This window comes from Desulfovibrio sp. ZJ746, assembly GCF_011039155.1.
GTDB lineage: Bacteria > Desulfobacterota > Desulfovibrionia > Desulfovibrionales > Desulfovibrionaceae > Desulfovibrio.
On the sequence record NZ_JAAKEK010000001.1, the window covers coordinates 577,055 to 590,725 of the forward strand.

Sequence of the window (13,671 nt, forward strand, 5' to 3'; positions counted from 1 at the left end):
TGGCTAGAGGATGGGGTCGATCAGCGCGTAACCGCTCGTCCGGCGGCGGTAGATGACGTTGACCCGCCCGTTTTCCGCATTGAGGAACACCAAAAACTCGCTGCCGATGGAGTCGAGCTGCATGAGGGCCTCGTCCAGATGCAGCGGCTTGGGCGCGAAGCGGTCGGTGCCGACCACGGCCGCGTCGTCCGCCGCCTCGGCCACGTCCGTGGCCTCGCTGTCGAGGTTGTAGGTGAACACGTCGATCTCGGCGTTGCGGGCCTTGCGGCGCTGCTCCTTGACGCGCGAGACCTTGCGCTTGATCTGCGATTCGACCTTGTCCGTCACGAGGTCGATGGCGGCATACATGTCCGGCGCCTGCTCCGTGGCGTTGATATGCAGACCCTCGCCGCTGACGTTCACTTCGCAACGGTGCCGGAACTTGTCCACCGTGAGGATGACATTTACCTCCAGCCCGGCAGCCTTGCCGAAAAAGCGGCCAAGTTTTTCCATGCGGCGGCGCGCATATTTCTTGAGGTGATCGGACGCCTCGAAATTCTTGAAGGCGAAAGTGATATTCATGGTTCCTCCTTGGGGTGCTCCTGATGGCAGGCCCGGACGCAACGCCCGATTTTCAGAAATGCTCCTTGCGCCGCGAGGACGAGGGGATGTCCAGCGCGGTGCGGTACTTGGCCACTGTGCGGCGGGCGATATTCACCTTCAGGCGTTCCTTGAGCATTTCGCCGATGCGCTCGTCGCTGAGGGGATTCTTGGGATCCTCTTCAGCGATGAACTTCTTGATAAGCGCCTTGACGCTCTCGGAGCCCACCTGGGTGCCGTTGTCCAGCGCGAGGCCACTATTAAAGAAAAACTTTAACTCGAAGATGCCGTGCGGCGTGGCCACGTACTTGTTGGTGGTGATGCGGCTCACCGTGGATTCGTGCATGCCGATGTCGTCGGCGATGTCCTTGAGGATGAGCGGCGCGAGCTTGGTGACGCCGTCTTCAAAGAAAGGCCGCTGGTGGCGGACGATGCTCTCCATGACCTTGTACAGGGTGCGCTGCCGCTGGTAGAGGCTCTTGATGAGCCAGGACGCGGAGCGGACTTTTTCGGCGCAATATTCCTTTTCCTTTTCCGAGGCGCCCTCCATGTCCATCTGCGCGAGCGATGAGAGCTGGAGCTGCGGCAGCCCGTCCTCGTTGAGCAGGATGACGAAGTCGTCACCCATCTTGTAGACGAACACATCCGGGCTCACATAGGTGGGCTCGCCCCCGCCGAAACCGGCGCCGGGGAGTGGGTCGAGGCTCTGGATGATGTCCAGGTATTCGCGCAGTTCCTCCATGTCGAGGTGAAATTTCTTCAAGAGCGGCTTGTAGCGCTTGGCCTCCAGGTCTTCCAGGTGCGATTCCACGAGCTCGCGGAGGATGGGGTCGCGGTCATAGCCGAGATTTTTCAGCTGGATGAGCAGGCACTCGCTGGCGTCCCGCGCGGCCACGCCCACGGGGTCGAACTGCTGGATGCGCTCAACCACCGGGCGCACGGCAGCCGGGTCGCAGTGCGCGAGCTCCGCAATCTCCTCATCGGTGGCCGCCAGATAGCCGGAGGAGGACAGGTTGCCGATGATGACTTCGCCGATGGCCTTCTGATCGTCCGTGAGTGGGGAAAGCCTCAACTGCCACAGCAGGTGCCCCTCAAGTGTGGGCTTGGCGGCATAACGGGCCTCGAGGGGCGAAATCTCCTCCGCGGACTCGAATTCGCGGGACTGTGAATCGCGCGGCGTGCTGGCGAACTCGCCCATGTAATCTTCCCAGGAGGCGTCCTTGGCGAGCTCCCGGTCATAGGCGTCTTCCTCAATGCCCTCGCGCTGCTCCGCCGGCGCCTGGTCGCTTGCGTCATCACCCGAAAATTCTTCAAGAAAAGGATTTTCCAGCATCTCCTGCTGGACGGTCTCGAGAAGCTCCACGCGCGAAAGCTGGAGCAGCTTGATGGCCTGCTGCAACTGGGGTGTCATCACCAGTTGCTGCGCAAGCTTCATTTGTTGGCGCAGTTCCAGGGCCATTGCGAGTTATGTCCGTCGTTGCCGTGAGTTGCACGTGGCGCAACTGTGGCCAAAGCCGCAGCCACGCGTGGTTTTGGTGCCGCGTTTCAATAACTGTGCCACACTTAAAAAAAGAACGCAACCGGCAGGGCGCCAGCGCGTGGGAGAAGCGTGCTGATCCGGGGCCTCATATTCGCGTCCAGCCAGTGCAGATTGCCCCTGCCGCAGAACCTGCGTTGACCTGTGTGGAGAAAATGCTTGCCAAGCTGGACGAAACCCTCTATAACTCCATTCCGAGCCGAAGTGGTGGAATTGGTAGACACGCTAGGTTCAGGGTCTAGTTCCCGTTCGGGAGTGGGAGTTCGAGTCTCCCCTTCGGCACCACCAGAGAGTCCAAAAAAGTCCCGCAAGGTCTAAAAAGCCTTGCGGGACTTAGCTTTTTGGGCAATGGGTTGTCCAACAGGGTGTGGTGAAAACCAGGGACAAATCGCAAAAAAGACGGTATTAGGAACGGTACGAGCCGAAAAGGAGGAAAGGCGTCCAGAAAAATACCGTCAGCCCCAAACCCATTGCCAGCAAAGGATTTGCGCCATGCCACTGAACGACACCATGCTCAGGAATTTGAAGTCCGACGGTACTCCGGCCAAGCTCGCCGACTCCGAAGGCTTGTATCTCTATCTCTCCGCTTCCGGGGGAAAACTCTGGCGGATGGACTACCGTTTTGGGGGAAAGCGAAAGACGCTCAGTTTCGGCGCGTACCCCGCAGTTCCCCTGAGAGAAGCCCGGCGCAAGCGTGACAAGGCCAAGGAACTGCTCGCCAACGACATCGACCCCGGCGCGCAGAAAAAGGCCGCCAAGGAAGAAGCGGCAGCTGCCGCGCGGGAGCAGGCGCTCACGTTCGCGGTTGTGGCCAAGGAATGGTTCGCCACAAAGCAGGACTCCTACGCGGCCGCACATATCAAGAAAAAACAGTGGCTCATTTCCCTTCTCAATGAGCGCATCGGCGAAATGCCCATCACAAAGCTCACCCCCGGGGATATTCTTGGAGCGATACGACCGGTGGAAGCCGCGGGCCATTCAGTAACCGCACACAAGCTGGCCGAAACCGCAGGGCAGGTCTGCCGCTTCGCCAGAACATGTGGCTATATCGTTTACAACCCGGCGGACGGCCTCAAGGAAGTACTCAAGCCCATCAGGACAAAACACTACGCCACCATGACAGACCCGACCGCTGTGGGGCACCTCCTGCGCTGCATAGATGAATACCAGGGTGGGGGCGTTGTCGGCTACGCGCTCAAGATATTGCCCTATCTGGCGCTGCGCAGCGCCGAGCTTCGCGGCTGCAGGTGGTCGGAAATTGATCTGGACAAGGCGCTCTGGATTGTGCCCGCAGCCAGACGGGAAAATGCCAAGGACGGCGGCGGTATGAAGATGCGAATCGCCCATGCCGTGCCGTTGCCCACCCAGGCGGTCAAACTTTTCCGCGAACTGCACCTGCTCACAGGTACCGGCGAACTCTGTTTTCCGGGACGCCATTCAGCCACGCAATGTATTTCGGATATGGCGCTTTTGAACGGTATCCGCAGGATGGGTTTCAGCAAGGAGGAGATGACCATCCACGGTTTCCGCGCCATGTTCTCCACCATCCTGAACGAGAAAAAGCTGGAATGGGGCTTTGACGGCGACATCATCGAAGCCCAGCTTGCCCACAAGGAGCAGAATACCGTTCGGGATGCCTATAACCATGCCTCCTATCTGGATAAACGCCGTGAAATGCTTCAGAGGTGGGCCGACCATCTTGACGAACTCCGGAGCCAGAGTGTGAAGAAAAACTGAGATACTTCTGAAAACAAAACACCTCGTTTTTTGGAGGCAGGGCGCTGTGGCTATGGCTGCATTGCCCTGCCTTTTTCTTTGGGCAAATCGTATGAACAGCCAGATGGGAACTGGCTCAAATGAAGGCTTCTGAGCCTTATATTCGTTTGAACTTGAGGTATTACTTTAAAAAATAGAATCCCCTTTTTCCGGTTCAGACAATGGCCAATCAAGGCCAAGGATTTTTTGCCTTTTCCCACGCCGCCCGTACTACCTCCGATAGAAGAACGCGGGGGCCTTTATTTACAGATCACCTATGGGAGTGTCTGGGACTATCATGAAAGTCCCATACCGAATCGGCTCAGGTTTCGGCGTGGGCTTTGCCTCATTCTCCGATGAAGGAGTGGTGTCTTTTGCCATCTCGGCGCCCTCTATTTTCTGGGAAGGAACGATGCTGCTTCTCTCGTCACGGCCACCCTGTTCCTCGGGCTTGAAATCCCCGTTTTCACCAGCCTCCTCTACGGGTTCCTGATAGCGGGCAATCAGGCGTTCCGGGATGATGATCCGCGCTTTTTTCAAGAGGGCACATAGCTCTTTTGGTGTGTAGCCTTTCGTGAACGCCCGCTTGAAATCCTTTTCAAGAAATACCGCCGCCCCCTCGCGGGAGCAGCGAGTATCCTTCACCGGCAAGTCTCTTAAAATCCTGCGGGCCGACCTCAGTTGTTCGCGCGTGATTTTTCCGGTTTTCCCCACGACTGCGCCTCCTTTTTCAAAGATTGAGGCCAGTATAACGAAAATTTTTTCACCCCTGCAAAAAAGCCACTGCACGTTGGGGGTTCTTCGTGGCAAGATGACACCAGTGCTACTCACTGGTGTCATCTTGCAAAAGGGGCGCGCCCCTCTTGACTCCCCAAGGGCGCTCGGCGCTGTGCTTCTCGCACCCGAAAGGCGAAAGATATGAAAGGCAAAAGGGCAGCGGGCTCGGCCAGAAAGCTGAGTAGTCGTCCGGGCGAGACGTGGCCCTTGAGGCTTTGAAAAACAGGGCAGGTGTTCCATGATAGTCAAGAAAATTAAGTACACAAAAAACACCAAGCCCAAGGAGTGGCAGATCGGCGACCTTGTGGACTATATTCGCAATCCCTCAGTGAGAAATCGCGGCGAAAAAATCGAACATGCGGGAAGCCGTAATTTTTTAACCGATACCCATTCCGCGCAAAAACTGGAAATGATTGCTCTGGCAAGGGAGACAGTGAGGAGCAAGATGCCAGTCAATCACTGGGTATTTTCCTGGCCCGAAGGCGAGCAGCCCACGCGAGCTCAGGTTGATGAATTGGTCGATATATTCTTGGAAAAGATGGGCCTCAAAGAGCATCAGGCCATCTACGGGCTGCATTGCGACACGAGAAATTATCATGTGCATATCGCCGTGAACCGGGTACATCCTGAAACCTTAAGAGTGGTTCGCACCAACAACGGTTTTGACATCTGGGAGGCCCACAAAATCAAGGCGTTCATCGAGAAGAAACAGGGATGGTCGGAGCTGGCAAACGCCCCATTTGTGTACACGGAAGATGGCGAGTTGGCCGAGAGAAAGCTCCTCGACTCCAGCGTGAAACCGACCTCGAGAGCTCAGGATTTTGAGCGGGCAACAGGTGAGAAATCAGCCCAGAGAATTGCCCAGGAGCGCGGCCATGACCTCATCAAAAACGCACAGTCATGGGCCGAATTACATGCCGGCCTGAAGGGGGCGGGGCTGCGTTTTGAAAAGAAAGGTTCAGGCGCAATCATTTGGGTCGGGGAGCAAGCGGTCAAGGCATCTTCGGTTGATCGCGCGTTCAGCATGGGGAAGCTGTGCAAGCGACTGGGGGATTTTGTGGGAGGGGATTACGAGGACGTAGCCCCAAGTCCCGCGCCTGAGCCCCTCTATCCGGCCCTACGGCCCGCATGGGAGATGTACCGAGGTGCAGTAAGGGCCGAAAGGGAAGCCAAGAAAGAGCTTGAGGAAAAAGTCAGGGATGAAGTGAACCGCCTCAAGGAACACCAGGCTAAGGAGCGCCGGGAAAAGCTGGCCCGAATTGCGAAATATGGAGTGCCTTTTTTAAATATTGGCCGTCATTGCCTGAAACTCGAACATGTTGAGCAGTTGCGGCGTCTGCGGGATAGGTTGAAAGCGTCGTTATCGCACCGAAGGGTAAAACGGTTTTCTGACTGGCTGAAAACCCAAGGCCTACCGTTCCATCACCTTCATACCGTTACCTATGAGGCTACAGATAAAACCAGACATACCCCCGCCCCCATATCCTCGGAAGCCGCGTCATTGCCCCAAGCAAAGCTGTTTCTTGAGTATGTGAAAGCCGTCAATGCTGATCGCTACCGGGTGACAGCCATTAAAATGGGCGCAAAAGGTGAAAAGAAGGTGATGATCCTCGACAAACGGAACGGGGAAAGCCGGGGTTTCACTCCTGAAGAATTGCTCAGGCGAATGCCGGAAATCGTGAAACTGGCTAGACGTGGGGAAAATATCTACTACACGCCTCTTTCCGAGCAGAAGCACCATATCCTCCTAGACGACATGAGCCCGGAAAAGGTCATGCAGCTCCAGAAAGACGGCTTCAAACCTGCGGTGTTTCTGGAAAGTTCACCGAATAATTATCAGTGCATCCTTACCTTTCCCAAGTTTCAAGGGGATTTTGACCGTGAAATTGGCAATCACCTGGCCATGATTCTGAATAAGCGCTATGGCGACCCGAAACTTTCAGGTGCCGTTCATCCGCACCGCGCCCCAGGCTTTGAGAACCGTAAGCCAAAGCATCAGCGAAAGGACGGCACTTTTCCTCGCGTCAGCTTGAGTTATGCCGTCCGACAGGAGTGCCAAAAAGCCTTGATTGAAGCACGAAAAATTGAGCAGGCATTCGCCACGGCGAAGCACCAGAGGGAACAGCAGGCAAATCGCTCGACCCTCTTAGCCACTCAAGGGGCAGCTAGCCTGCATTTAGCCTATTTCAAGCATTGGGAGGACATAAGCGCGCATATCAACATCAAGGACTTCTCACGGGTGGACGCCATGATTGCCCTGCGCCTTCGCTCCAATGGCCATAGCCAGAAAGAAGTGGAAGAAACTCTCCGTGCCTGTGCCCCGGCTATCCGTGAAAGACGCGCGGGCCGTAACTGGCAACGCTACGCCGAGCGCACGGCGGCATATGCTTTTGGCTATGCCGGTGATAGGGATATGGAAAGACATTCGCGGTATAGGAAATTGTGGGGTAGAATTGAAGGACCAAAAGAAGTGCAGAAAATTAGATGTGAGCCCTGAACCAGCTAACTAGATAGCAGATCCTTTAGGCCTTAGATAAGAAGGGATTACGGTGGAGGGAAATGGGTACGAAGATTCCACAGGAGCAAAAAAGCTTATTCGAAGTGTAGATTAAATCTTCATAAAAGCATGAATGAGTATTCAAGCATGAATGAGTATCTTGACGGACATAGCAATCTAGATGGAGGAAACTCTTTGAAACAAAGGCATGATAGCCAATTTTTTATAAATATTCTGAAAGAAGAGTGGGAAAAGTACGACCCGATGTCCTATTCCCACATCGTGGCTAGAAGTAGCATGTTTGGTGGAACCTTTCAATTTTGATAGACGGTTTATATAAGGCTATGGAAAGAAAATGATTGAGTACCATAAAATTTTATGCTTAAATGAATTTTTCTCCTATGCAATAGGACTAAGTGGTTGTCATGAATTATTCATATCGGCGGACAAAATTTGGTGACGATACCATCATCGATCAGGTTGTCAGCCTTGCTGATTCTAATAAAAAAACACTTGGATTTCTTCCAGAGAGTGCCATCAGGGAGAGGTGTGAAAAAGGAGAGGTATTTGTTTGCTTGATACAAAATGAGCTTATTGGTTATATTTTATTTTCACATTCTAAGAGGAATCATGTTATAAGGATACATCACTTATGCATAGAAAAAGATAAAAGGAATAATGGTTTAGCAAAATTAATTTTTAAAAATTTCTTGAAAAATATCCAGAACGCATATTTTATTGAGTTATATTGTAGAGAAGATTATCACATGGATAGATTTTGGCATCATCTTGGTTTCAATATAATAAAGGCATGCGAAGGTCGTGCTACAAATGAACTATCAATATTACATCTGTATAGATATCAAATTCAGAAAAATCTCATAAATATTATTGAAGATTTAGAAAATAGACCAAAGGTTTTACTTGATGCTTCTATTGTACTTGAAATGAATCGAGAAGTAGAAGGCTTTACAGAGAGTAATTCTCTTCTTATGTATTTTAATGATGTCGTATTTTTCGTAGCACCTGTTATTTATAAATATATAGAACGACAGAGAAATGAATATATTAAGACAAGTTCTATAGATAAAGCTAATTACTTTAAGACACTACCTTTCTCTACTGAAAAAATGGATGCTGCACGTAGTTCTATTCAGAGTGAATTTCCTGCTATTAAAGAAAGTGATAGAGACCAACTTGCATGTGCGATTACAAATAAAGTAAATTTTTTCATTACGCGTGATGGTCAATTACTTAATGAAAAGGTTGTCCAAAGATTTGCTGACGATTATAATATTATGATTTATTCTCCAGCAGAATTTTTACATAATATTGATTTTATACTTAACCGGGAGGCTATTAAAACCAGCTTGCTTCCAACGACCCTTGGAAAATTAGTTGATATTTTTCTTGATGAGGCCGAACTTTGTGACAAATTTTTAAATACATCCAAAGGAGAACGAAAATATTTATTTATTGAAAAAATTAAAAATAATGTAAAAAATGCCAAATTGAAATCAATAATAATTTCAAATAGGGATTTTGGAATTATATATTATAGCATAGAATGCAATATTCTAAGAGTACACCTACTACGTACAAATATAGGCTGCGAAAGTTTTGCTAAAAGTGCTACATTTTTTATCCTTGAACAATTAATACAAATCGCAACACAAAAATATGTTTCGTTAATTATTATCGAAGATGTCTATGCTAATTTGGATATTGGTGAAATAAGTAAAGGATTAGGTTTTTTTAATAATAAAAAGATATCCCTGAGGTATATTGGTAAAGCCAGTAAGTATCTAGATTTTGTTGAAGATAAATTACCTGATTGGGCCTTTTCTGAGTTAAAAGAACATGTTCAACCTGTATCTGAGGCTAAAGACATTTATTCACAAGTAAGGTTGGAACGAAATTTTTCACCAGCAAAATTTACTGATATTGATATCCCTGCATATATTATACCGATACGAGTACAATGGGCCAAAGATTTAATATCCCCCGCTGTTATTGATCAGCATGAACTCTTTGCCTCCTCGACATCTAATGTTTTAATGCATGAGCTGAATGTATATTTTACTGGTACAAAAACACGAATTTCAGCACCTAGCCGAATTTTATGGTATATAACGAATTGTAATAATAAATATCGAGAAACAAAATATATCATAGCATCTTCTTATTTAGACGAAGTGTACACTGGTTCAAAAGGAGATATTTTTAAGAAATTTTGGAAGATTGGTGTATATAAATGGAAGGATATTAATAAAAATAGCTTCACCACCTGTAAGGCACTCCTGTTTTCCAGAACTGAAATATTTCCCAACAAGGTTTCTTATGAATTTATGAAAGATGTAATAAAACGACATATGGGGAAGGGGCTTACTGCCATTTCTGCCGTCACTATATCTCAAGGAGCTTTTTTTGAGATTTATAAACAAGGATATAATAATGAATAGATTTGATAGTCCAGTATTAATATCGGTTAAACCACACTTTTCACAGTTAATTGCTGATGGAAAAAAGACTGTTGAACTGCGAAAAAAAATCCCAGCCAATTTAATTGGGAGGATGGTATATATTTACTCTACGCGTCCAGATGCAAAAATTATCGGTTTTTTTGAAGTAAAAGCTGTTGAATATCTTCCCATTGAAGATTTGTGGCTCCGTGTCCGGGCAGTGGCCTGTATGAATGAAAATGATTTTTTTTCGTACTATTCTAAAAAAACAACGGGGTATGCAATCTTTTTCCAAGAGTTTGTTTCTCTTAAAAAACCTATTTCCTTGTGTACTCTACGCAAGCGTAAGCCTGGATTTATTCCACCTCAAAATTATCATTATATTAATCCAGATGAACTCCTAAAGGGTGAATCTCCAAAATTGTCATTATAAATTATCTGTGAGCATATTCCGGCGAATAATGGTGAGATGTCTTCCGAAACTTTTTCCATCACGCTAATATGCGTTGAATGGATTAGAGACGAACGCTGGAGCTCGCTCTCCCCGTTAGCAGCCAGCCGCCTCTTGTCATCCCCCGTTGCCTGCCTCTATACTCCCTAGCTGATACTCCCTCTGACCAAGGACGGCACATGGCACGCCCCAAGAAGGAAACGCCGCAGGAGCCGCTGGAAAAGCAGCTCTGGAGCGCGGCGGACAAGCTGCGCAAAAACCTGGACGCCGCTGACTACAAGCATGTGGTGCTCGGGCTCATTTTCCTTAAATATATTTCGGATTCCTTTGAGAGCCTGCGGGCGCAGCTTCTGGAAGGCAAGGGCGAATTTGAGGGCGCCGACCCGGAGGACAGGGACGAGTACAAGGCCAAGAATGTCTTTTTCGTGCCCCAGCCCGCGCGCTGGAACTGGCTGCGCGACAATGCCAAGAAGCCGGACATCGGCGTCCTCGTTGACGCCGCCATGGACGCCATTGAGAAGGACAACCCCGCGCTCAAGGGCGTTCTGCCCAAGGTGTACGCCCGCGACAATCTGGACCCGGCCACGCTCGGCGCGCTCATCGACCTGGTTTCCGGCATCGCCCTGGGGGACGCCAAGGCGCGCAGCGCCGACGTGCTGGGCCATGTTTTTGAGTATTTCCTTGGCGAGTTCGCGCTGGCCGAGGGCAAGAAGGGCGGCCAGTTCTATACGCCGCGCTCCATCGTCGAGTTGCTGGTGGCCATGCTGGAGCCGTTCAAGGGCCGCGTCATGGACCCCTGCTGCGGCAGTGGCGGCATGTTCGTGCAAAGCGAGAAATTTGTGCGCGAACATCGGGGCCGCATCCGGGACATCAGCATCTACGGGCAGGAGAGCAACCAGACCACATGGCGGCTGGCCAAGATGAACCTTGCCATTCGCGGCATCGAGAGCTCGCAGGTCAAGTGGAACAACGAGGGCTCCTTCCTCAAGGACGCGCTCAAGGATGTGCGGGCCGACTACATCCTCGCCAATCCGCCCTTCAATGACAGCGACTGGAGCGGCGACCAGCTCCGCAAGGACGCCCGCTGGCAATATGGCACACCCCCTGCGGGGAGCGCCAATTTCGCATGGCTCCAGCATTTCGCCTTCCACCTTGCCCCGGCCGGGCAGGCCGGGATCGTGCTCGCCAAGGGCGCGCTGACCAGCAAGACCAACGGCGAGGGCGAGATACGCCGCCGGATGATAGAGGACGGCAACCTCATCGACTGCATCGTCAACCTGCCCGCCAAGCTCTTCCTGAATACCCAGATTCCGGCGGCACTGTGGTTTCTGGCGCGCGACCGCACGAACCACCGCTTCCGCAACCGCAGCGGCGAGATATTGTTCATTGACGCGCGTAACATGGGGACGCTCATCAACCGGCGCACCCGCGTCCTGACGCCGGAAGACATCCAGACCATCAGTGACACCTACCACAACTGGCGCAATGTGGACGGCGAGTATGAGGATGTGAAGGGTTTTTGCGCCTCGGTGCCGCTCTCAGAAGTGGCGGCGAAGGACTATGTGCTCACCCCGGGCCGCTATGTGGGCCTGCCGGATGAGGAGGATGACTTTGATTTTGCCGAGCGCTTCGCCAGCCTGGAAAAAGAGTTTGCGGCGCAGCTTGAGGAGGAGAAAAAGCTGAACGCGGCGATTCTGGAGAGCTTGGGGAAGGTGAAGATATGAACCAAGACTTGGGAAAATTTCCGAGTGAATGGCAATTCAAAACTGTCGATGAAATTAAGAGTAATTGTAAACATGCTATAGCAATGGGACCTTTTGGATCCAATATAAAAACTGAGAACTATGTTTCTTCAGGAGTTCCCGTTATTCGTGGAACGAATTTGAATTATTATAAATATCCAGATGGAATGTTTGTATTTGTGTCAGAGCAAAAAGCAAATGAATTAAAAGCAAGTCTTTGTGTACCAGATGATTTAATTTTTACTCATAGGGGTACACTCGGCCAAGTTGGACTTATACCATCTAATAAGTATGCGAAATATTTAGTTTCACAATCGGGAATGAAGCTTTCTGTTAATAAAGAAATAATTAATCCGCTTTTTGCATTTTATTTTTTTAAATCCGAGCTGGGTCAAAATCAATTATTGCAATATGAGTCTCAGGTTGGAGTCCCTGCTATAAGCAACCCCTTAACTTCACTTAAAAAAATTATTCTCCCAATTCCCAGTCTTGCCGAACAACGCGCCATTGCCACCGTCCTCAGCAATCTAGACGACAAAATCGACCTGCTCCGGCGTCAAAATGCCACGCTGGAGGCTATGGCCGAGGCGTTGTTCAAGCAGTGGTTTGTGTTGGATGCTAAAGAAGAATGGGAGGAAACAACGATAGAGGAGGCTATTACTTTTTATGATAAACGCCGGATTCCTCTTTCCCAAATAGAAAGAGATAAAAGAAAATCGGGTATTTTGTATCCGTACTATGGTGCAGCACAAATTATGGATTATATCAATGAATATATTTTCGATGGTGATTATTTATTGATTGCTGAAGATGGAACTGTACGAACAGATGAAGGATATCCTATTATCCAGAGAACCTCCGGGAAATTCTGGGTTAACAACCATACACACATCATACAGGCCAAAAAACCGTACACTAATGATTTTATATACATTTATTTACTCAAGAAAAATATAGATAAAATAGTAACTGGCGCTGTTCAACCCAAAATTTCCCAAGGGAACCTTAAAAAATTAGATTTTTATAGATATCCGAGTAGTCTTATATCCCAATATACCCATCGTACCAAACCATTTTTTGAAAGGATACGTTCCAACCAAACGCAAATCCGCACCTTGGAAAAACTCCGCGACACGCTGCTCCCCAAGCTCATGAGCGGGGAAGTGCGCGTATCCCTGGACTGACCGCTACGGGAGCATCATGCTGATATATATGGATACCTGCTGCTTCAACCGGCCCTATGACGACCAGTCCCCCATACGCAATTCCCTTGAGGCGCAGGCGAAGCTCCACATCCAGTCGCGCATCAGGTCGGGCCATCTCCGCCTGGCGACATCGTATATTTTAGGGTATGAAAACAGCCAGAATCCCTTTATTATGCGAAAAACGGCCATCAGCGCGTTTTTGCGCCAGTATGGCAGCGTGTATGTTTCCAGCGAGCGCGGGCCAATCGTGCAGGAGCTGGCCCAAGACATCATGCGCAGCGGTCTCAAGGCCAAGGATGCCCTGCATGTGGCCTGCGCGCTCGATGCCGGGTGCGCCTACTTCCTCTCTACGGATGACCGTTTGCTGCGCTACAGGCACGAGCACCTCCTCCTGCTGAATCCCATGGACTTCATCCGCATGGAGGCCGACAAGCAATGAGCATGAGCACTGAAGAACTGATGGACAGGGGCATGCGGTATCTTGTGGAAAAGCTGGGCACCGTTGACGCGGAAAAGTTTATCGCGGCCGTGCTGCGGGAGCGGTTTGATTATACAGAGTGGCAGCGCACCCGTTTTGACGATGAGGGGCTGGAAAGGCTCAACGCCTCAGCCATGGCCTGGGCGGCGGAGCATGAGGCAAAGGCAGCTACGGAATAGTCACCAGCG

The 13,671-nt window shown here is 50.3% G+C and carries 11 protein-coding genes and 1 tRNA gene; 9 read left to right on the forward strand and 3 right to left on the reverse strand.

Features of this window, described 5'->3' with window-relative positions:
• Positions 1-3: 3 nt before the first annotated feature.
• Positions 4-561, reverse strand: coding sequence for a ribosome-associated translation inhibitor RaiA (gene raiA / locus G7Y54_RS02610; protein WP_165076894.1), 558 nt, complete (start codon positions 559-561; stop codon positions 4-6).
• Between the two features lie 52 nt (positions 562-613).
• On the reverse strand, positions 614-2,038 hold the full coding sequence (rpoN, locus tag G7Y54_RS02615; protein WP_165076897.1) for an RNA polymerase factor sigma-54: 1,425 nt from the start codon (positions 2,036-2,038) through the stop codon (positions 614-616).
• Positions 2,039-2,314: 276 nt separating this feature from the next.
• Here rpoN and G7Y54_RS02620 point away from each other — a divergent pair.
• Positions 2,315-2,401 (forward strand) — tRNA-Leu (locus G7Y54_RS02620).
• A 207-nt stretch (positions 2,402-2,608) separates the two neighbouring features.
• Positions 2,609-3,853 (forward strand): integrase arm-type DNA-binding domain-containing protein, encoded by a 1,245-nt coding sequence (locus tag G7Y54_RS02625; protein WP_165076899.1) that lies wholly within the window; start codon positions 2,609-2,611, stop codon positions 3,851-3,853.
• A gap of 282 nt (positions 3,854-4,135) precedes the next feature.
• Here G7Y54_RS02625 and G7Y54_RS02630 read toward each other — a convergent pair whose 3' ends face one another.
• On the reverse strand, positions 4,136-4,660 hold the full coding sequence (locus tag G7Y54_RS02630; protein WP_165076902.1) for a hypothetical protein: 525 nt from the start codon (positions 4,658-4,660) through the stop codon (positions 4,136-4,138).
• A gap of 226 nt (positions 4,661-4,886) precedes the next feature.
• Here G7Y54_RS02630 and G7Y54_RS02635 point away from each other — a divergent pair, with 226 nt between their 5' ends.
• From G7Y54_RS02635 to G7Y54_RS02665, 7 genes are all read left to right on the forward strand, one after another.
• Positions 4,887-7,145, forward strand: coding sequence for a DNA-primase RepB domain-containing protein (locus G7Y54_RS02635; protein ID WP_165076914.1), 2,259 nt, complete (start codon positions 4,887-4,889; stop codon positions 7,143-7,145).
• Between the two features lie 425 nt (positions 7,146-7,570).
• A complete protein-coding gene (locus G7Y54_RS02640; protein WP_165076916.1) occupies positions 7,571-9,607 on the forward strand; it encodes a GNAT family N-acetyltransferase in 2,037 nt (678 codons plus the stop codon).
• Positions 9,600-10,040, forward strand: coding sequence for an ASCH domain-containing protein (locus G7Y54_RS02645; RefSeq protein ID WP_165076918.1), 441 nt, complete (start codon positions 9,600-9,602; stop codon positions 10,038-10,040). Before G7Y54_RS02640 ends, G7Y54_RS02645 begins: the two co-directional genes overlap by 8 nt.
• Before the next feature lie 197 nt (positions 10,041-10,237).
• Positions 10,238-11,782, forward strand: a complete 1,545-nt coding sequence (locus G7Y54_RS02650) for a class I SAM-dependent DNA methyltransferase (protein WP_165076920.1) — start codon at positions 10,238-10,240, stop codon at positions 11,780-11,782.
• On the forward strand, positions 11,779-12,984 hold the full coding sequence (locus G7Y54_RS02655; RefSeq protein ID WP_165076922.1) for a restriction endonuclease subunit S: 1,206 nt from the start codon (positions 11,779-11,781) through the stop codon (positions 12,982-12,984). The genes G7Y54_RS02650 and G7Y54_RS02655 overlap by 4 nt, the downstream gene beginning before the upstream one ends.
• A gap of 16 nt (positions 12,985-13,000) precedes the next feature.
• Positions 13,001-13,444 carry a type II toxin-antitoxin system VapC family toxin gene (locus tag G7Y54_RS02660; protein ID WP_165076924.1) on the forward strand — a complete coding sequence of 148 codons (444 nt, stop codon included), beginning with the start codon at positions 13,001-13,003 and terminating at the stop codon, positions 13,442-13,444.
• A 2-nt stretch (positions 13,445-13,446) separates the two neighbouring features.
• A complete protein-coding gene (locus G7Y54_RS02665; RefSeq protein ID WP_241159334.1) occupies positions 13,447-13,662 on the forward strand; it encodes a hypothetical protein in 216 nt (71 codons plus the stop codon).
• Positions 13,663-13,671: the final 9 nt, after the last annotated feature.

What these genes read in the sequence shown, in the direction of transcription:
- G7Y54_RS02650 (WP_165076920.1), top strand. Translation starts at nt 10,238, where the DNA reads ATGGCACGCCCCAAGAAGGAAACGCCGCAGGAGCCGCTGGAAAAGCAG.
- G7Y54_RS02645 (WP_165076918.1), top strand. Translation starts at nt 9,600, where the DNA reads ATGAATAGATTTGATAGTCCAGTATTAATATCGGTTAAACCACACTTT.
- raiA (WP_165076894.1), bottom strand. Translation starts at nt 561, where the DNA reads ATGAATATCACTTTCGCCTTCAAGAATTTCGAGGCGTCCGATCACCTC.
- G7Y54_RS02625 (WP_165076899.1), top strand. Translation starts at nt 2,609, where the DNA reads ATGCCACTGAACGACACCATGCTCAGGAATTTGAAGTCCGACGGTACT.
- G7Y54_RS02635 (WP_165076914.1), top strand. Translation starts at nt 4,887, where the DNA reads ATGATAGTCAAGAAAATTAAGTACACAAAAAACACCAAGCCCAAGGAG.
- G7Y54_RS02665 (WP_241159334.1), top strand. Translation starts at nt 13,447, where the DNA reads ATGAGCACTGAAGAACTGATGGACAGGGGCATGCGGTATCTTGTGGAA.
- G7Y54_RS02655 (WP_165076922.1), top strand. Translation starts at nt 11,779, where the DNA reads ATGAACCAAGACTTGGGAAAATTTCCGAGTGAATGGCAATTCAAAACT.
- G7Y54_RS02640 (WP_165076916.1), top strand. Translation starts at nt 7,571, where the DNA reads ATGAATTATTCATATCGGCGGACAAAATTTGGTGACGATACCATCATC.
- rpoN (WP_165076897.1), bottom strand. Translation starts at nt 2,038, where the DNA reads ATGGCCCTGGAACTGCGCCAACAAATGAAGCTTGCGCAGCAACTGGTG.
- G7Y54_RS02660 (WP_165076924.1), top strand. Translation starts at nt 13,001, where the DNA reads ATGCTGATATATATGGATACCTGCTGCTTCAACCGGCCCTATGACGAC.